The 16,650-nt window shown below is 65.4% G+C and carries 21 protein-coding genes and 1 pseudogene; 11 read left to right on the top strand and 11 right to left on the bottom strand.

The window, feature by feature from the left end:
• The first annotated feature begins 123 nt into the window (after window positions 1-123).
• The 4 genes from CAG33_RS15610 (at window position 124) to CAG33_RS15595 (ending at window position 2,266) form a co-directional block, all read left to right on the top strand.
• A complete protein-coding gene (locus CAG33_RS15610; protein ID WP_085639216.1) occupies window positions 124-435 on the top strand; it encodes a hypothetical protein in 312 nt (103 codons plus the stop codon).
• A 22-nt stretch (window positions 436-457) separates the two neighbouring features.
• Complete coding sequence (locus CAG33_RS15605; protein ID WP_085639213.1) at window positions 458-1,126, top strand: DUF3313 domain-containing protein; 669 nt, start codon at window positions 458-460, stop codon at window positions 1,124-1,126.
• Between the two features lie 129 nt (window positions 1,127-1,255).
• Window positions 1,256-1,681 (top strand): hypothetical protein, encoded by a 426-nt coding sequence (locus CAG33_RS15600; protein ID WP_170930011.1) that lies wholly within the window; start codon window positions 1,256-1,258, stop codon window positions 1,679-1,681.
• 123 nt (window positions 1,682-1,804) lie between these two features.
• Complete coding sequence (locus tag CAG33_RS15595) at window positions 1,805-2,266, top strand: hypothetical protein (protein ID WP_085585660.1); 462 nt, start codon at window positions 1,805-1,807, stop codon at window positions 2,264-2,266.
• Window positions 2,267-2,412: 146 nt separating this feature from the next.
• Here CAG33_RS15595 and CAG33_RS15590 read toward each other — a convergent pair whose 3' ends face one another.
• A complete protein-coding gene (locus CAG33_RS15590) occupies window positions 2,413-2,670 on the bottom strand; it encodes a hypothetical protein (protein WP_085639210.1) in 258 nt (85 codons plus the stop codon).
• Between the two features lie 250 nt (window positions 2,671-2,920).
• On the opposite strand from CAG33_RS15590, the gene CAG33_RS15585 reads away from it, so the two are divergent.
• Complete coding sequence (locus CAG33_RS15585; protein ID WP_085633015.1) at window positions 2,921-3,181, top strand: DUF2790 domain-containing protein; 261 nt, start codon at window positions 2,921-2,923, stop codon at window positions 3,179-3,181.
• A 45-nt stretch (window positions 3,182-3,226) separates the two neighbouring features.
• On the opposite strand, the gene CAG33_RS15580 is transcribed toward CAG33_RS15585, so the two are convergent.
• The 5 genes from CAG33_RS15580 to CAG33_RS15560 form a co-directional block, all read right to left on the bottom strand.
• Complete coding sequence (locus tag CAG33_RS15580; RefSeq protein WP_085639207.1) at window positions 3,227-4,162, bottom strand: LysR family transcriptional regulator; 936 nt, start codon at window positions 4,160-4,162, stop codon at window positions 3,227-3,229.
• Between the two features lie 91 nt (window positions 4,163-4,253).
• Complete coding sequence (locus CAG33_RS15575) at window positions 4,254-5,210, bottom strand: aldo/keto reductase (protein ID WP_085632946.1); 957 nt, start codon at window positions 5,208-5,210, stop codon at window positions 4,254-4,256.
• Between the two features lie 22 nt (window positions 5,211-5,232).
• Window positions 5,233-6,678, bottom strand: a complete 1,446-nt coding sequence (locus tag CAG33_RS15570) for an efflux transporter outer membrane subunit (RefSeq protein WP_085639204.1) — start codon at window positions 6,676-6,678, stop codon at window positions 5,233-5,235.
• 19 nt (window positions 6,679-6,697) lie between these two features.
• The gene (locus CAG33_RS15565) at window positions 6,698-8,176 is read right to left on the bottom strand and encodes a DHA2 family efflux MFS transporter permease subunit (protein ID WP_085639201.1); all 1,479 of its coding nucleotides are present in this window, start codon (window positions 8,174-8,176) and stop codon (window positions 6,698-6,700) included.
• Window positions 8,176-9,312: an HlyD family secretion protein gene (locus CAG33_RS15560; protein WP_085639198.1), complete on the bottom strand. Its 1,137-nt coding sequence runs from the start codon at window positions 9,310-9,312 to the stop codon at window positions 8,176-8,178. The genes CAG33_RS15565 and CAG33_RS15560 overlap by 1 nt, the downstream gene beginning before the upstream one ends.
• Before the next feature lie 255 nt (window positions 9,313-9,567).
• On the opposite strand from CAG33_RS15560, the gene CAG33_RS15555 reads away from it, so the two are divergent.
• Both CAG33_RS15555 and mug read left to right on the top strand, forming a co-directional pair.
• Window positions 9,568-10,191 carry a TetR/AcrR family transcriptional regulator gene (locus tag CAG33_RS15555; protein ID WP_085585676.1) on the top strand — a complete coding sequence of 208 codons (624 nt, stop codon included), beginning with the start codon at window positions 9,568-9,570 and terminating at the stop codon, window positions 10,189-10,191.
• An 8-nt stretch (window positions 10,192-10,199) separates the two neighbouring features.
• Window positions 10,200-10,712: a G/U mismatch-specific DNA glycosylase gene (gene mug, locus CAG33_RS15550; protein ID WP_085632954.1), complete on the top strand. Its 513-nt coding sequence runs from the start codon at window positions 10,200-10,202 to the stop codon at window positions 10,710-10,712.
• Here the strand turns inward: mug and CAG33_RS15545 are convergent.
• Window positions 10,700-10,939, bottom strand: coding sequence for a hypothetical protein (locus CAG33_RS15545; protein WP_085632956.1), 240 nt, complete (start codon window positions 10,937-10,939; stop codon window positions 10,700-10,702). The genes mug and CAG33_RS15545 overlap by 13 nt on opposite strands.
• Window positions 10,940-11,107: 168 nt before the next feature.
• Here CAG33_RS15545 and CAG33_RS15540 point away from each other — a divergent pair, with 168 nt between their 5' ends.
• The 4 genes and pseudogenes from CAG33_RS15540 to CAG33_RS15525 all read left to right on the top strand — a co-directional run.
• Window positions 11,108-11,752, top strand: a complete 645-nt coding sequence (locus CAG33_RS15540; protein WP_085585682.1) for an ATPase — start codon at window positions 11,108-11,110, stop codon at window positions 11,750-11,752.
• Between the two features lie 91 nt (window positions 11,753-11,843).
• Window positions 11,844-12,185, top strand: a complete 342-nt coding sequence (locus tag CAG33_RS15535; protein ID WP_085585684.1) for a hypothetical protein — start codon at window positions 11,844-11,846, stop codon at window positions 12,183-12,185.
• Window positions 12,186-12,328: 143 nt separating this feature from the next.
• Window positions 12,329-12,718 carry a DUF1801 domain-containing protein gene (locus CAG33_RS15530; protein ID WP_085639195.1) on the top strand — a complete coding sequence of 130 codons (390 nt, stop codon included), beginning with the start codon at window positions 12,329-12,331 and terminating at the stop codon, window positions 12,716-12,718.
• A gap of 128 nt (window positions 12,719-12,846) precedes the next feature.
• Window positions 12,847-13,161 (top strand): annotated as a pseudogene (locus tag CAG33_RS15525) (tyrosine-protein phosphatase); the annotation flags it as partial.
• Window positions 13,162-13,296: 135 nt separating this feature from the next.
• Here CAG33_RS15525 and CAG33_RS15520 read toward each other — a convergent pair.
• From CAG33_RS15520 to CAG33_RS15505, 4 genes are all read right to left on the bottom strand, one after another.
• Entirely contained in the window at window positions 13,297-13,689 is a 393-nt protein-coding gene (locus CAG33_RS15520; protein WP_371857685.1) for a helix-turn-helix domain-containing protein, read from the bottom strand.
• A 120-nt stretch (window positions 13,690-13,809) separates the two neighbouring features.
• Complete coding sequence (locus CAG33_RS15515; RefSeq protein ID WP_085639192.1) at window positions 13,810-15,273, bottom strand: GDL motif peptide-associated radical SAM/SPASM maturase; 1,464 nt, start codon at window positions 15,271-15,273, stop codon at window positions 13,810-13,812.
• Between the two features lie 90 nt (window positions 15,274-15,363).
• Window positions 15,364-15,945: a DUF1842 domain-containing protein gene (locus CAG33_RS15510; protein ID WP_085585690.1), complete on the bottom strand. Its 582-nt coding sequence runs from the start codon at window positions 15,943-15,945 to the stop codon at window positions 15,364-15,366.
• A 40-nt stretch (window positions 15,946-15,985) separates the two neighbouring features.
• Window positions 15,986-16,618, bottom strand: coding sequence for a DUF1842 domain-containing protein (locus CAG33_RS15505; RefSeq protein WP_085585692.1), 633 nt, complete (start codon window positions 16,616-16,618; stop codon window positions 15,986-15,988).
• Window positions 16,619-16,650: the final 32 nt, after the last annotated feature.

Below are 16,650 nucleotides of genomic sequence, written 5' to 3'. Positions count from 1 at the left end.
CCATTCGGGTGTCCGGGTCATATATTTCAATCGAGCAACATTTCTGCGGCCCGGACATCAAGCGGACATCCTGCCGCAAAACCCCTCGTGCACTCTGCTCGCCATTCCAAACGAGGGGGCTTTATGACGATTCCCAAGAGCACATGCATTGCCGTCCGGCACACCGCGCAACGCCCGCTGGTGCTGCGCCAGCGCACCACGGTGCCCAAGCACGATAAGCCGATCCTGTTCCAGGAGTCCTGCCTGGGCTTGAGCGACGATCAGAGCCAGATCGTACTGCGCCGCTATTTCGAGCGGTACAGCCCGTCCGGCACCGAATGGGTGGAGTACGTGCACACCCTCCCGACGGCTGACCTCATCCACTGGATCATGACCCACGGCCAGTTGCGCGTCGAAGGCTCGGACAACCTCCCGCCCGCCCAAGCCTCCGCCTGACGGACACCCAGGAATTGCACGGATGAAAAACAGATATTCGGTATCGCTGCTGTTCGTCGCCATGTTGAGCCTGTCGGCGTGCAGCAGCAAGAAGGTCGAGCCGGCCACGAACGCGGGTTTTCTGCGCGACTACAGCGTTTTGAAGGAGCACCGCACGCCTTCCGGCCAGACCGCCCTGAGCTGGGTCAGCCCGGCCTTGAAGCGGGGCCGGTACAAGCAGGTGTACATCGCGCCGAGCCGGTTCTACCCCGACGTCGCGCCGACCGAGCGCATCCCCCAGGGCACGCTGTACACCGTGACCGCCTACTACGACGCCGCGCTGCGCTACGAGCTGGGCAAAGTCGTGCAACTGTCGTCGAAACCCGGCCCGGACACCTTGACGGTCCGGCCCGCCATCACCCGTGTCGCCGCCAGCACCCAGAGCCTGCGTTATTACGAATGGCTGCCGGTGACGCTGGTGGCCGCGGGCGTCAGCACTGCCACCGGCATCCGAGACCAGGACAGCGAAATCACCACGGAAGTGTCCTTCGAGGACGGCGCGACCGGCGAGGTCGTCGCCCAGGTGATGCGCAAAGGCACCGGCATACCGCTGGACGACGACAAGCAAGTGATGACCGCGGCCAACGTCAAGTCGGTGCTGGATGGGTGGGCCAGTGATTTGCGGGAGTCTTATGTGAGGGGGTATCGGTGAACGTCGCCGGCGTCGGCGGTGTGTGACGCTGCCGGTTTCTTCAGATCCCAATCGAGTGATAGCATGTGGCCTTCATGGAGGTGAGGCCCGGCTATCGGCCGCCTCGGTCACAGTGCAGGGACACGCGATATGAAGAACAAACTGGCCATCGGCAAACGTCACGAGTTCGCCATTTGGGGTGATTTGCTGAAGGAGGGGTTCGACGTCTTTCCCTCTTTGGTCGATGACAAAGGCATCGACGGCATCGTCGGGCACAATGGCCGTTACTTCGAAGTCCAGATCAAGAGCGGCCTCAACTGGAACAATCAGCGCGGGCTGAGTCGCGCCGCGGTCAGCGCGAACCCTGACCGGATCTTCCTCATCTACAACACGACAGCACGCCAAGTCCGCTACTTCACCGGTCAGCAGATCCTGAGTGAGGATGAATGGGCGCAGTCCATCGATTGGCGCCTATCTCAAATCAAGCTTCCTCAGCGCATGCTCGATAAGTACCAGACCCATAACTGGGACGGTTTTGTCGCTTATCTGCGCGCGGATCCATCGATTCCGGCCTGAGCCGCGAGCCACACTTTTCTTGCAGGGCAATGCGGTCGCGCAGTGCCTTCTTCCTTCCGCCCCATGCGAGCCGGCCGTCAACGATGACGTTGCCGGCGTTTCTTCAATACAGGGATTTACCACGTGAAAAAAATTGCCGTACCGCTGCTTGCATCGTTTCTGGCCTTGCAGGGCTGTGCAGAGATGCCGGACTACTCGAACGCAAACGCCGGTGAAACGGTCGATGAAGCGCGCTACACCGTGCTGGAAACCGAAACCTACGCAGTAAGGCCTCAGCGCCACTTTCTTGATCTTCAGCCGGATCTGAACATCATCAGGGTCAACGACGAGAAAGTGGGGAACATCCCGTTCTCCACCTACTACTACAAGAATGACTCCCCCCAGCGTGCGGTGTTGAAGCCCGGCAAGTACACGGTCCAACTGGAGTACCACTTGCCCAGGAAGTTCTTGTTCACGAACCTTGAGTTCGAGGGCAAGCCTGGCCAGAAGATCATTGCCCGCTCCAAATACGTGGGGCTGGACCGGCTGCAGATCTGGCTGGAGGATGTCGCGACGGGTGAAGTGGTGAGCAAGGGGATGCACTGACCGGCGTTCTTGAGCCCGAGTTGAAGGCGTCGGTTCGGTGCATCAAGTTTCGGTACATCCGTGTGCAGTGACAGGTACACAGACAACAAAAAGCCCGGCTGATGAAGCCGGGCTTTTTGTTGTGCGCGTTGATCAAACCCATGGATTCAGACTGCCCGACGTTCGGCCAGACGATCTGCGCCCCCTTCGGCGATGGCGTCACTGAACAGCGGGTCGGTCTCGGTGGCGGCAACGGCGTCGCTGAACAGCGGATCGGTCTCGGTGGCGGCAACGGCATCACTGAACAGTGGATCGGTTTCGGTGGCGGCAACGGCATCGCTGAACAGCGGGTCGGTTTCAGTCGCGGCAAAGGCGTTCAGGGCGAAGAACGAGAAGGCGATGCCGAGGAGGGTTTGGCGTTTCATGGTGATCTGCTCCGGTGTAGTGGTTGGGTATGGCGCCGATCCTACGCTCCGGGGCAGATAAGAGAATTTCATTGAGTTAATGGTTGTTATTGATGTGGTCAATTATTCAGTCGCTGAGCGACCCATCCTGATTCACCCCGATTCCAGCAACAGTGTTTGTCCAATCCCCCGATTTTTGCCCCGCCCGCCACCCCTTAGCATCGTCTCCAATCCGTGAATGAACACGGTTCCTCCAAAGACGGTGAACATCATGAACCTCAAGAAAATGGCGTGGGTTGTGCTCCTCGGCGGTTTCGGCGCGCAGGCGTTTGCGGCCGCGGCGGACGCCGAAAACCTTCCAGTGGAGACTTACAGCTCCGCGACGCAACTGGACATCGAACACGTGATTTCCATCACCGAACCCGCCAACGAGTGCGCTCCGGTGCCGGTGCGGATGACGTATGAGGACTCCCACGGCGAGCGGCATGTCCTGCAGTATCAAGTGATGGGTTCGGGCTGCTCCAACGGTTGAGCCCGGTGCACGGGATGGAGGGTCGACACTCCATGTCCGCTGCGTTCAAACGGCCTTAGCGCCGACGATGTCTTCATCCGATGCCAGCAGTTGCGGTATCGCGGTCTTGAGAAATTCCACCCAGGTCTTGATCTTCGCATCGACGAACTTGCGCGACGGGTAGATCGCGAACAGGTTCAACTCCTCCAGCCGGTAATCCGCCAGCACCCGCACCAATGTCCCCGCCCGCAGGCCGTCCACGGCCGATGCGATCGGCTGTATGCCGATGCCCATGCCTTTTCTGATCGCGATGCTCATGCCGTCGGCGGTGTTGATGTGAAAGGGCGACAGGGGAATGGTGATGGTTTGCGTGCCTTCAGGCCCTTCGAATGTCCAGTTCTCCACCGGCATCACCGTGTTGACGATGCGCAGGCACTCGTGCGCGCTGAGTTCGCCGGGGGTGGCGGGTTTGCCGTGCTTGGCCACATAGCCGGGGGCGGCGCAGAGGATGCTGTAGGTGATGCCCAGGCGTTGGGCGACGAAGCCGGAGTCGGGCAGGTCGCGGGCCAGGACGATGGACATGTCGTAGCCTTCTTCGAGCAGGTCCGGGACGCGGTTGGTCAGGGTCAGGTCGAACATCACCGTGGGGTGGATCTCGCGGTAGCGGGCGATGGCGTCGATCACGTAGTGGTTGCCGATGGCGGACATGGCGTGGATCTTCAGGCGGCCGACGGGCAGGGTCTGGGCGGTGCCGGCCTCTTCGTCGGCTTCGCGCACGTCGTCGACGATCTTTTCGCAGCGTTGCAGGTAGCGCGCGCCGGCCTCGGTGAGCGCCAGGCGCCGGGTGGTGCGGTTGATCAGGCGCGTGTGCAGGCGAGCTTCGAGAGCGGAGACGGCCTTGGAGACATTGGTCGTGGTGGTGTCCAGCAGTTCGGCGGCGGCGGTGAAGCTGCCGCTTTGGGCCACGGCGATGAAGCAGCGCATGCTTTGGAATACGTCCATCGGGGTCGTCTCGGGTGGGGTGCGGGCATTATAGGGGCGGCGCAGGCGCTTTTTGTGGTGAGGGAGCCAGCGCCCTCACCACAGGGGCAAGTCAGCGTTTGTGGGTTTGGGGGATGAAGCCCGGCACGCCGGTTTCGACCACGGAGTTGAAGCGGATCCGCGTGGCGATGTCGTCCTTGATCTCCTGCATCGCCCGCATCGGCAGAGTGTCGATGTCGATGTTCTCCTGAATGTGCCCCGGCGTCGCCGACGTGGTGAGGAACGCGGTGCCGCGCTGCACCGCCCAGGCCAGCGCGACCTGGGCCGGGGTTTTGCCGACGCGCCGGGCGATGCCGGTGAGGACCGCGTCGTCCAGCACGTTGGGCGTCATGCCGTGGCCCAGCGGGGCGAAGGCCAGGAGGATGATGCCGTGGGCCTTGCAGAAGTCGAGCATCTCCCATTCCGGCAGGTACGGGTGGGATTCGATCTGCACGACGGCGGGTTTGATCCGGGCGGCGGCGACGATCTCCTTCAGCGCCTCCAGGGTGATGTCCGACAGCCCGATGGACTTGCACCGGCCTTCATCCACCAGGCTTTCCAGTGCCCGCCAGGTGTCGATCAGGCGCACCTCGCCATCGTAGATAACGTGGCCGAACACATCGCGCGGATCCTGGTCGTCGCCGGCCTTGAAGGCGAACGGCGTGTGGATCAGGTAGCAATCGATGTAATCGGTGCCCAGCCGCTGGCAACTGGCCTCGAAGGCTGGTTTGACCCGCTCGGGGCGGTGATTGGTGTTCCACAGTTTGGTGGTGATGAACACGTCTTCGCGGCGTATGGTGCCGGCGGCGAACGTCTGCCGGAAGGCCTCGCCGATCTGCGCTTCGTTGCGGTAGCGCTCGGCGCAGTCGAAGTGGCGAAAGCCGGTTTCCAGCGCGCATTTGACCGCGTCGGTGGTGGTGCTCAGGTCGCGGAACAGGGTGCCGAACCCCACGGCGGGCATCGCGCCTGCGCCGTTGTTGAGCGGCAGGCGGGTGTCGCGCAGGGTGTCGTGGAAGGCTTCGTAGGTCATGGCGTTTCTCCGGGTGCGGGCGTTAAAGGGTGGTCGGGGCCGGGCGGCTGGCGAGGCGTTGGTCGTGGGCGCCGACGGCGTTGCCGCCGAGGGCCACGTACAGGCGCACGGCGTCGAGGTAGCGCGAGGTCTTCACCTGGATCTGCCCCAGCAGCGCCTGCTGATAGGCGCGTTCGGCCTCCAGCACTTGCAGCAGGCTGTTTTCGCCTTGGGCGTAGGCCTGCCGGTTGAGGCGCAGGCTGGTGTCGGCGGCGCGCAGGGCGTCGCTTTGCGCCTGGTCCTGCTCGGCGCTGTGGTTGATCGATTGCAGGGTGTCCGCCACTTGGCCGAAGGACTGGATCACCGTCTGCTGATAGCGGGCGAGGGCGGCGTTGTAGCCCTCGACGGCGCCTTGGCGTTCCGCCTCCAGGGTGCCGCCGTTGAAGATCGGCGCGGTCAGCCCGGCGGCGAAGCCCCACAGCGCGGCGCCGCCGTTGCCCGACGCGGCCTGGGCCAGCGAGGCCGACAGTTCGACGTGCGGATAGAGGTTGGCCGTCGCCACGCCCACCGCCGCGCTGGCGATGTGCAGCTCGGATTCGGCTTGCAGGATATCCGGGCGGGTGCGGGCCGTTTCCGACGGCAGGCTGACCGGGATGTTCGACGGCAGGGCGAACTCGTCGAGGGTGAAGTCCGGCGCGATCCAGTCCGCCGGGCCTTTGCCGGCCAGCACCGACAGCGCATGCCGCGCCGCGTCCCGTTGCTGGGCCAGGGGCGGCAGCAGGGTGCGGTCCTGGGCCAGGCGGGTTTCGGCCAGCGACACGTCGATCCGGGTGCTGACGCCGCTCTGCTGCGCCTTGCGCACCAGGTCGAGGTTCTTCGCGTCGTTGGCCAGCAGGGTCTGCACCGCGCCGATCTGCGCGTTGGCCGAGGCCAGCAGCAAGGCCTGGCTGGCGACGTCGCCGGTCAGGGTGAGGTACGCGGCTTCGTAGCGGTGCCTTTGCAGGTCGGTCGCGGCTTGCTGCACCTCGACCTGACGCTTGTTGCCGCCGAACACGTCCAGGTCGAACGCGACCCGCGGACCGATGGCGTAAAAGTTCGACACGCTGGGCTGCGGGCCGTTGTGGGTGCGCTGGCGTCCGGCGGTGGCGGCGAAGTCCACCTGCGGGTACAGCGCGCCCTCGGCGGCGGCCACCGACGAGGCGGCCTGGCGCAGGGTGGCGTCGGCGGCCGCCAGTTCGAGGTTGCCGTCGATGGCGCGGCGCATCACTTGATCGAGCTTGGGCGAGCGCAGCGCCGCCCACCAGTCGCCGTCGAGGCGCTTGCCCATGTCGAAGCGCTGCTCGGCCTGCGGATCGTAATGCTGCGAGGTGGTGGTGGCGGGCCGCTGGAAGTCGGGCCCGACGGTGCAGGCCGACAGCGACACCAGCAGGGCCAGTGCGCTGAAGGCGGTCGGGATCGCAGACGGGGTGAAGCGTGCAGAAGTGTTCATTGTCCAGACTCCACGAAAATCAGTTGGCCGAAACGGGCTTGCGCAGGAACAGCACCAGCGGGCTCACCACCAGCATCGCCACCAGCAGGATCTTGAATTGGCCCATCACGGCAATGAACGCCGCCTGGTGGGTGGCCAGGTGATTGAGGCCTTCGAGCGCCGGCAGCGAGGTCGGCAGGGCCGTGCGGTAGGGCGTCAGTTGGCTGACCAGCGCCGAATGCACCGCCTGGGTGTTGTTGAAGAAAAAGATCTGCACCACCGCCACGCCCAGGGTGCTGCCGTAGACGCGGATCAGGTTGAACAGGCCGGTGGCCTCGGGGCGCAGCTTCGGTTCGAGCGTGCTGAAGGCGACCTTGCTCAGGGCCGGCATCAGGATCCCCAGGCCGACGCCCTGGATGAACCCGCTCACCGCCACGGGCGTCCAGTCCATCAGCGGCGAATAGCCGAGCATCAGCCAGTTGGCGTAGCTCACCAGGGCAATGCCTGCGGCGATCAGCCAACGGGCGTCGACCCAGGCCGGCGCACGGATCGCCAGCAGGAACGCGCCGACCAGGCCGATGCCGCGCGGCACGGTCAGCAGGCCCGTGGTGTCCGGCGGGTAGCCGAGGATCTCGTCGAGCATCGGCGAGGTCAGGGCCATGGTCGACAGCAGCACGAAGCCGAAGGCGAAGAAGATCGCCGTCGACAGCAGGAAGTTGCGGTCGGCGAACAGGGCCTTGTTGAAGAAATGCGCCTTGGCGGTCAGCACGTGCACGGCGAACAGGTAGAACCCAAGGGCGCAGGCCAGCGCCTCGGTCCAGATTTCCGGCGAATCGAACCAGTCCAGCCGTTCGCCGCGGTCCAGGAGCATCTGCAGGCCGATCATGCCGAGGGTGAAGGCGCCGTAGCCGAAGAAGTCGAACGAGGGGCTCTGTTCGGCTTTCTTCTGCGCCAGCAACAGAGTGACCGCCAGGAAGATGTACGCCACCAGCGGCAGGCTGAGGTAGAACATCGGCCGCCAGTCGAAGTGCTCGCAGATCCAGCCGCCCAGGCTCGGCCCGCTGACGATGCCGAGCAGCACCAGCGCCGTCCATTTCGGCCCGAAGGCGGGGCGGCGTTCGGCGGGCAGCGTCTCCAGGGCGATACCCATCGACAACGGCGCCAGCACCCCGGCGGCGAGGCCTTGCAGGATGCGCGCGGCAATGAACGCCAGCGGCGTTTCGGCCAGGGTGGCGAGCCACAGGCCGAGGGCGAACGCGACCAGCGCCGTTTGATAGACGCGCTTGAGCCCGAAGCGCCCGGCCAGCCACTGCGCCACCGGCGTGGTGACGGCGCTGGCGGCCAGGTAAGCGGTGAAGATCCAGCCGGCCTGGTCGTCGGTCATCGATACGCTGCCCTGGATCAGGCGCAGCGCGGCGTTGGGCAACGGCAGGTTGGCCGATTGCAGGTAGGTCGCGAGCAGGGCGACGTACCGCAGCGCCCGCGCATCGGCCGTCGTGGACGCGGTGACGGCGTTCATCACGCGTTACCTGCGCTGAGCAGCGATTTGAACGGATACCACCACGGCGTGCGGTGCCCGGTGTCGACGGTGACCGTGGCGCTGGTGCCGGAGAACAGCGGCAGGGCCGGGTCGACGTCGTCCAGTTCCAGGCGCACCGGAATCCGCTGCACCACCTTCACCCAGTTGCCGGTGGCGTTCTCCGGCGGCAGCAGGGCGAAGTCGGCGCCGGCGCCGGGGCTCATGCTGATGACATGGGCCTGGAATTCGCGGTCCGGGTAGGTATCGAGGGTGATGGTGGCGCGCTGGCCGGGCCGCATGTGGGTCAGCTGCGTCTCGCGGAAGTTGGCTTCGACCCAGACCTCCCGGTCGGAGATCAGCGCCAACGCCGCTGCACCGTTATTGACGTAGTTGCCCACCTGCAAGTCGTCGACCTTGGCGACGATGCCGTCCTCGGGCGCGGTGACCGTCGCGTAGGACAGGTACAGCTGCGCTTCGTCGAGCTGGGCCCGGGCCTCGCGCACGGTCGGGTGGCTGTCGGGGGCGATGTCCGGATTGCCGTTGAGGGCGATGACGGTGCTGGCGATCTGTTGCTCGATGGAGGCGATGCGCTGGCGCGACACCTTCAAGTCAGTCTCGGCGCGCTCGTACAGGGCCCGGGAGACGAACTCGGAGGCGATCAGGGCCTTCTTGCGGGCGAACTCCTTTTGGTCGAAGTCCGCCGACTCCTTGGCCGATTGCAGTTGCGCCTGCTGTTCGCGGTAGCTGGCCTTGAGGCCGTCGATACGCAGGCGGGCGTTGCTGAGTTGGGCTTCGGCTCGGTCGACGGCGATCTGCAAGGGTTTGGGGTCGATGCGAAACAGCACCTGGCCCTTGCGCACGGACTGGTTGTCGTCGACGGCGATCTCGATGACCTGCCCGGACACCCGTGCATTGATTGTTGCCTTGGCGACGCGGGCGTAGGCGTTGTCGGTGGACACGAACGGTTCGCCAGCCCGGTAGTGGCTGTAGCCGACCACCACGAAGATGGCGGGCAGACCGGCCATCAGCCACGGTCGCAGCTTCTGCTTGAGGGGCTTTCTCGGCGGCGCGTCGTTCAGGCGCGGGCCTGGGTGTTCGTGGGCCGGTGCGGCGGTGAGGTCCAGTTGCTGTGTCATGATCGATACACCCTTGTCCGGGACATCGGGCCGACCGGTGCGCATTCGCCCGCGGCCCTGACGTGATTGGTTGCTGTGAGTCATCAAGTCCATGGGCGGCGGGAGGATCGCTCCACCGCTGTTTCGTCGTCGCTGCACCCGGTCCGAGCGCTGTTACAACAAACCCTGCCAACCAAGGAATTTCTGGTTCCTTGTTTTTGTGCGATGGTGTAAGAATATGAGCGAGAAATCTTTCCCGCAAGGAATTTATACGAGATGGCACAAAATAAACCGACAACAGGAAAAGGCCGCGGCCGCCCGCGTGCCTACGATCCGCAAACGGCGTTGCAACAGGCCCTGGGCGTGTTCTGGAACACCGGCTATTCCGCCGCCTCGCTGGACAGCATCGCCAGCGCCGCCGGCATGAACCGGCCGAGCCTGTACGCCGCGTTCGGCGACAAGCACGCGCTGTACATCAAGGCGCTCGACCAGTATTGGGACACGGCGCACGCCGCCATGCAGGCGGCGCTGAACGACGCCAGCCTGACCCTGGAGCAGGCGCTGACGCGGTTCTACGAAGGGCAGTTGTCGATCTATTTTTCCGGCGACGGCGCGCCGCGAGGCTGCTTCGCCATCGGCACGGCGACCACCGAGGCGGTGGAGGATCCGGAGATCCGCGAGGTGCTGTCGCGGCGCCTCAGCCAGCTGGATGCGGACCTGGAGCAGCGCCTGCGCCGGGCCGTCGAGTCCGGCGAGCTGAAGGCTGGCGTGGATGCGGCGGCGTTGGCCCTGCTCGCGTCGTCGCTGCTGCACAGCATTTCGATCCGGGCGCGGGCGGGCAAGTCCCGTCAGGAACTGACCGAACAGGCCAAAAGCGCCGTGCGGGTAATCTGTGGGTGAGGGTGGCCATGGACGGGCTTGAGGACATTCTGGCGCCGGGGCTGTCCGTGGTGTTCTGCGGGATCAATCCCGGTTTGCTCGCTGCGGCCCAGGGGCACCATTTTGCGGGACGGGGCAACCGTTTCTGGCGCACCCTGCACCTGGCCGGGTTCACGCCCGACGAGCTGCGCCCGGAACAGGATCGCTCGATCTTGTTGCACGGCTGCGGGTTGACGGCGGTGGTGGAGCGGCCGACGGCGAGGGCGGATCAGTTGGCCGCCCATGAGTTCAGCGCGGCGGCAGCGGCGTTCGAGGGCAAGATCCTGCGCTACGCGCCGCGTGTCGTGGCGTTCCTGGGCAAGGCGGCCTACGCCGGGCTGACCGGCCAGAAGACGGTGGCGTGGGGGCTTCAGACGCAGGCGTTCGGCAACGCGGCGGTGTGGATCCTGCCCAATCCCAGCGGACGCAACCGGGCGTTTTCACAGGATGAACTGGTGGCGGCTTATCGCCCGCTGCGCGAGGCGGTGGTTCAGCGGTCCTGAAGCCAGGTGTTCACCACTCGCCGGTCCAGCTCTTCCCAGTCCGCCATGCCCAGCACCCGCGTGGTGTTCAGCCCGCGCAGGTAGCCGCGCAGCTGATTGGCCACCGCCGTGACGCGCTCCGGTTCGGTCGCCTCGCCCAGGGCAGTCTCGTACTCCACCAGGTAGTCGGCCACGCGGTCGCGGAATTCGGGCAGGACGGTGTCGCGGATCAGGTCAAAGGTTCGCACTCGGGGTTTCCTCACGGGTTGTTCTGATTGTGGTCGCACGGCTGCCAGTCTGCACGGCGGGCAACTATTGCTTCAAGTAATAGTGACCATCAAGAAACGCAAGTTCTGCTTTGCGGCCGATGGGCGGAAAATCGCCTCCATCGAAACGCAGCTCAAGGAATTTGCGCGATGAAGACTCTGACCCGACTGGCTATGGTCGCCCTGATGATGGGCGGGGTGGCCGCGACCGCACCGGCCAACGCAGACGACGCCCGGTCGTGCCATTTTCTGCCCGTCGCCGCCAGTTCGGCAGGCTTGCAGCACTCCCAGACCGTTGGCGTGCTGTACAGCGAAAACACCCTGGAAAACCTGCAATACCTTGAGCGCTACCACGATGTGGCGGTGAACGGCGCCAAAGGTGCGCTGGATGCGCGGATCCGCGACGCCTTCGTCAGCAGCTCCGACCCGGAACTGGCCATCGACTGGCTGATGAGCTCGCTGCAACAGCAGTTTCTCTCGGTGACGGTCTACGACAGCCTCGATGCGCTGGTGCAGGCCCACCCGGACGTGGTGGTGATGCTCGACACCCACAACCGTCTGCTGACCCAACGCAACAGCCAGGTCGAGGCGCGTTTCGCCGCACGGTTCTACGACGCCGACCTGCAATACATCGGCAAGGCCGAAGGCGCCGTGGAAAAACAGATGCCGTCGGTGTGGGTGCACAACAAGGCGGCGCCGGAGATCGCCGCGCAGATCGCCCGGCAGCGCGACCTGCAACTGAACGCCTTGCGGCAGTTTGACGACTCGCTCAAGGCCCTGGTGGCCGCCGGCTGATCCGGGGCCCCGAAAAACACAACGGCAACGACGGCGCCCGTGACGCCAAACGTTGCCGACGAACCGAACCTTTGTTTTCAGGATGTGATCCATGCGTGCTTTTTTCTTCTCCGCTTTCGCCTTGGCCGTCGCGACGCTCGCCGGCTGCGCCAGCGCACCGAACGACCCGAGCCTGACCTTGCAGACCAGCAAGACACCCGCCGAGTACGCCGATTGCGTCGTGCCGAAACTGCAGGGCCGTGCGCTGAACCCGAGCGTGTCGCAGACCCAGCGCAGCTACCGCATCGTGGTGCCGAGCAAGGTCGCCGCCGACAACGTGCTGGAGGCCTACAAGTCCGGCAGCGGCGGCAAGGTGTTCGTCTACGAGCGCCACTTGCTGGCCTCCAACTTCACGCCGTCGAGTTTCGAACGCGCCGCCCAGGACTGCCTGTAACACGCAATACCCGCTTGCTCTGAACGCTCCTTTGGTTGGCCGCAACCAACCAAATTCCCTTGCCCCGCTCTGCGGGGCTTTTTTTTGCGCGCGCGGCCGGGCCGGCGTCTACAGTTCCCGGACGTCAACCGGAGAGGGCAGCCATGAACACGGAAAACACCCAATCAGCCTCCGTACTCATCGACCGAAGGATCGCCGAACTGGCCGACTGGCGCGGTGAAACGCTGGCGCATGTCCGCGCACTCATCCATCAGGCCGTGCCCGAGGTGGTGGAGGAATGGAAGTGGCGGGGCGTGCCGGTGTGGTCCTGCGGCGGCATCCTCTGCACCGGGGAAACCTACAAGTCTGCGGTCAAGCTGACCTTCGCCAAGGGCGCAGCGCTGGACGATCCCGCGGGGCTGTTCAACGCCAGCCTTGAGGGCAACACCCGGCGGGCCATCGATGTGCATGAGGGCGAACGCCTGGACGAAGCGGCGTTCAAGGCGCTGATCCGGTCGGCCGCGGCCCTGAACGGTTCGAAGAAAAAGGCCTGAAGAACGGACGGATCGCGCAGGAACCGGACAGATCGCGCAGGGATTTGCGGCGGGCGGTGTTTTGTCATATTGAGCAACATTTGATTCCCGACAGTGGCCAGCCCAACGGTTTTCCATGAGGCTGCACTGTGTTCCGACGTCTTCTGTGTTCGCTGTCCGTTTTGAGCGTGTCCATCGCCACCGCCCAGGCCGCTGCCCTCGATACGCCTCGCCTGCAAGGCATCGACAACTTCCGCGACATCGCCGGCACCACCGACGCGTATGCCACGGCCCACGACGGCACGATGCGGGCCGGGGTGTTCCACTGCACCGCCGGCAAGGACCGCACCGTCTGGACCGCGGCGGTGCTGCGGAGCATCGCCGGGGTCGACAGCGCCACAATCATGAGCAAGCACCTGGCGACCAACGACTACACCGCCGCCCGGGTGGCGAAGACTGAAGCCTATGCCACAGGTATCCCGGTTGTTTGCAGGATCCAGCACACCACAGAACCTGTAGGAGCTTGCCTGCAAGCGATGAGGCCATCACAGCCGACATCTTCGGTGCCTGGCCCACCGCTATTGCCAGCAGCCCGTCTCCTACAGGCGCAAGCCTTTGCGCAACGCTGCCGGGCTCACGCCATAGGCTTGCTGAAAGTACTGGCAAAACCTGCCCATATTGCTGAAGCCCAACCGCAGCGCCACGTCGGTCACCGACGGCGCGCCGCTCCGGGCCAGGATGTCGTGCGCATGCTCAAGCCGTACCCGGCGCTGATAGGCGACGATGGACATCCCCGCGAACCGTCGGAACCCGTCCTGCAAGGCGCGCAGGCTGACGTTGCTCAGTCGCGCCAATTCCGTGCCGCTGACCGGGTCGCCGGGATGGGCCTGAAGGTAGTCGATGGGCCAGCCCGGTGCGGGCGACCCCCACCGATTCGGTGCGGTGGCTGAAGAGGATCTTGCCCGCCGTGGGCAGGACGAAAGTGATCTCATCGAACGGCTCCGCAAACGCCACCGAACAATCGCCCCGGTAATATGCGCCGGAAACAGCCCCGTGAACGGCGGCGCCGTCGCGACGGGCCCAATGCCTGCCGCGACGGCGTCGGGCGATCGTCAGCTCAACGTCCCCGGCGCGATCCCCAGCAACCCGGACAAGGTGTTGACGATGGCCTGCTGGCGGGCCCGGTCGGCCTGGTGCTGCGCTTCGGCGGCGGCCACGTCGGCGTCGCAGTGCGGGCACAGGGTCTCGTGGGCGTGGATGTATTGCAGGCAGTGCCTGCACAGCGCCAGTTGCTCGGGGATGCGGCCTTCCTCCGGGGATTTCTGCCCTTGGTTGAGCCAGGCCAGTTTGACCACTTGGCCGCTGTCGCTGACGCTGCTGACCCGCTCGCCGGTGTCGATGTGTTCGGTGATCAGGTCGAAGCGCCCGACGGCGAACGACTGCGGCGCGGCGTCCTGCAGTTTGACGATGCGCTCGCGCAGCCCGCGCTTTTGCAGCTCCAGGGTGCGGTAATGGCAGTAGGGGTTGTTGCCGGGCTTGCCCAGCAGCGAGTGCGACGTCCAGGTGCAGCCGCCCCGGCAGACGTCGTTGTAGTAGCAGGTGCGGCAATGGCCCCACAGGTCGTCGACCGAGCGCAGCCGGCCGAAGTGGATGCCTTCGCTGTAGTGCCAGATGTCGTGCAGGCTCATGTCGCGCACGTTACCCCCGGAGAAGCCCACCGTCGCCAGGGACGGGCAGCCCTTGACCGTGCCGTCGGCCTCCAGCGCGAGCACGGTCTGGCCGGCGGCGCAGCCGCTCCAGTGCACGCGCTCGTCGCCGAAGCCGCGCCACAGATGTTCGTAAGGGCCGTAGTAGCCGATGTTGTTGCCGACGTTCATCAAAAGGCCGCGGTCCAGGCCTTCGCGGTAGAGGCGGGCGAGCAGCGGCATCACTTCCAGCAGTTGGTAGGGCTGCAGCAGCAGCTCCGGATGATCGACCGCGTTGCCCATGGCCACGGTCAGCTGGATCTGCCAGTGGGTGGCGCCCAGGCTGATGATGGTGTCCATCAGCTCGGGCAGGTCGGGCAGGGTGGCGGCGCCGATCTGGGTGTTGACGCTCACCGCCAGCCCCGACGCTTTCGCCCGGCGCAGGGTGTCCACGGCCTTGTCGAACGAGCCGGGCACGTTGCGCACCGCGTCGTGCAGCGGCGCGAGGCCGTCGAGGGACACGCCGACGCCGTTGAGGCCGGCGTCCACCGCCGCCTGCATCTTGGCCGGCGTCAGGTTGCGGCCGCCGGTCTGGATGGCGCAGTACATGCCGTGGTCGCGGATGGCCTGGATCAGTTGCGTCCAGTCCTTGCGCAGGTAGGCTTCGCCGCCGATCAGGGTGACCTCGCGGGTGCCGAGGGCGGCCAGGGCGTCGATCACGTCCAGGCATTCGCGGGTGCTCAGCTCGCCGGTGCGCCGGTGGCCGGCGCGGGAGCCGCAATGCAGGCACTTGAGGTCGCAGGCCAGGGTGATTTCCCAGACCACGTGGACCGGCACGTAGCGTTTGAGGTCGGACTCGCTCAGGTAGCGGGCAGGGAGGGTGTCTGTCATGGCAGGTCCTTGCGCACGGTCGCGTGCGCGACACGGAGGGAGGGCGACAGAACCCGGCGGGGCCGTCGTGGCCCCGCCGGGGAGCGACGGTCAGCGCGCTTCCAGTCGGGCGATCTCCGCGTTCAGTTGCTCCAGGGCACTGCGCAGCGAGGCCTCGTGGGCCACTTGCTGTTCACCCTGCTGCACCACGGTCTTGAGTTGCGCCACGTCGCCGCCGGCCTGGGCATGCTGCACGGCCACGGCATACAGCGGGATGTGCGGATGCGGTACCGGCTTGACCTCGACGCTGGGCGCCTGATGCACCGCAACGTGCCTCACCACATTCCACTGGCCCTCGTACTCGTAGCGGTAATCGGCAAAGCCGCTGGCCCAGTCGTCGCCCAACAGGCCCTTGAGGTGGAACGTCTGGGCGATCTGGCTGAGCGGGCCGCTGGGGCTGCCGGCGAGGTCGAGGATGATGTGGTGCTCGGCCGAAGGCGCCAGCTTGAGCTGACTGTAGTTGCCCCAGACCCGGGCGTGGAAGTTGACCGGCGGCCAGGTGCTCTGAAAGACGCTGGCCACGCCGCTGACTTTCTTGGAGACGGTGTTGACGACAAGGTCCAGGGTCAGGACCGGTGCGCCCAGCAAATCGTTTCTGACGATGAGGCGGGTATGGAAAAGTCCGATCGACATGATGCTGCTCCCTAAAGTGAATGACGGTTCCGGTGGCCGATCAGCGGCTCAGCAGTTGGCTGAGTTCTTTCTTGGCGGATTCCAGCGCGATGCGCAGTTGCGGCAACTGCTCCAGTTGCTGCTTGCCGAGCTTGGCGAGGTTTTTCATCTGCGCCAGGTCGCCGGCGGCGATGGCGCTTTGGATCGGCGCGGCGTACAGCGGCATGATCGGGCGGTACGGCTCGATCACAGGGCCCGGCTCGAACGGCGGCAGCACATGGGACGGCACCGGTTGCAGGTGCGCCGGCACGTTGTTGACCTCAACCCACTGGGTGCCGTTGAGGTATTGGTAGTTGGCGACGCCTTCCTTCCAGTCGGTGCCGACCACCAGGTGCACCCTGAAATTGACGATGCTGTTTGAGCCCGGCCCGCCGTGGTTGCCCTGGGCGGTGATGAGGATTTTGCTGACCCCAGGCTTCATGACGGTCAGGTAGGTGTACTCGCCCCAGACATCGGAGTGCACGTCGAGCGGCGGGTTGGTCGCCTGGGTGACGGCGGCGGTGCCGGTGACTTCCTGCTGCGGCGTGGAGATCAGCAGGTTGAGCGCCAGGCTTTGCGCGCCGGGCTGGCCCGTGCCGATCCGGTAGCACACCGGGAACAGGCCGACGTTGTGTTGCGAAACAGAACCAGACATGGTGATTGCCTCCATTGCAATGCGGGTGATGG

The sequence above is a fragment of the Pseudomonas sp. B3(2017) genome (genome assembly GCF_002113595.1).
Taxonomy (GTDB): domain Bacteria; phylum Pseudomonadota; class Gammaproteobacteria; order Pseudomonadales; family Pseudomonadaceae; genus Aquipseudomonas; species Aquipseudomonas ekonensis.
The sequence above is the reverse complement of the archived record's forward strand: the minus strand, read 5'-3'. Positions and strand labels throughout refer to the sequence as shown.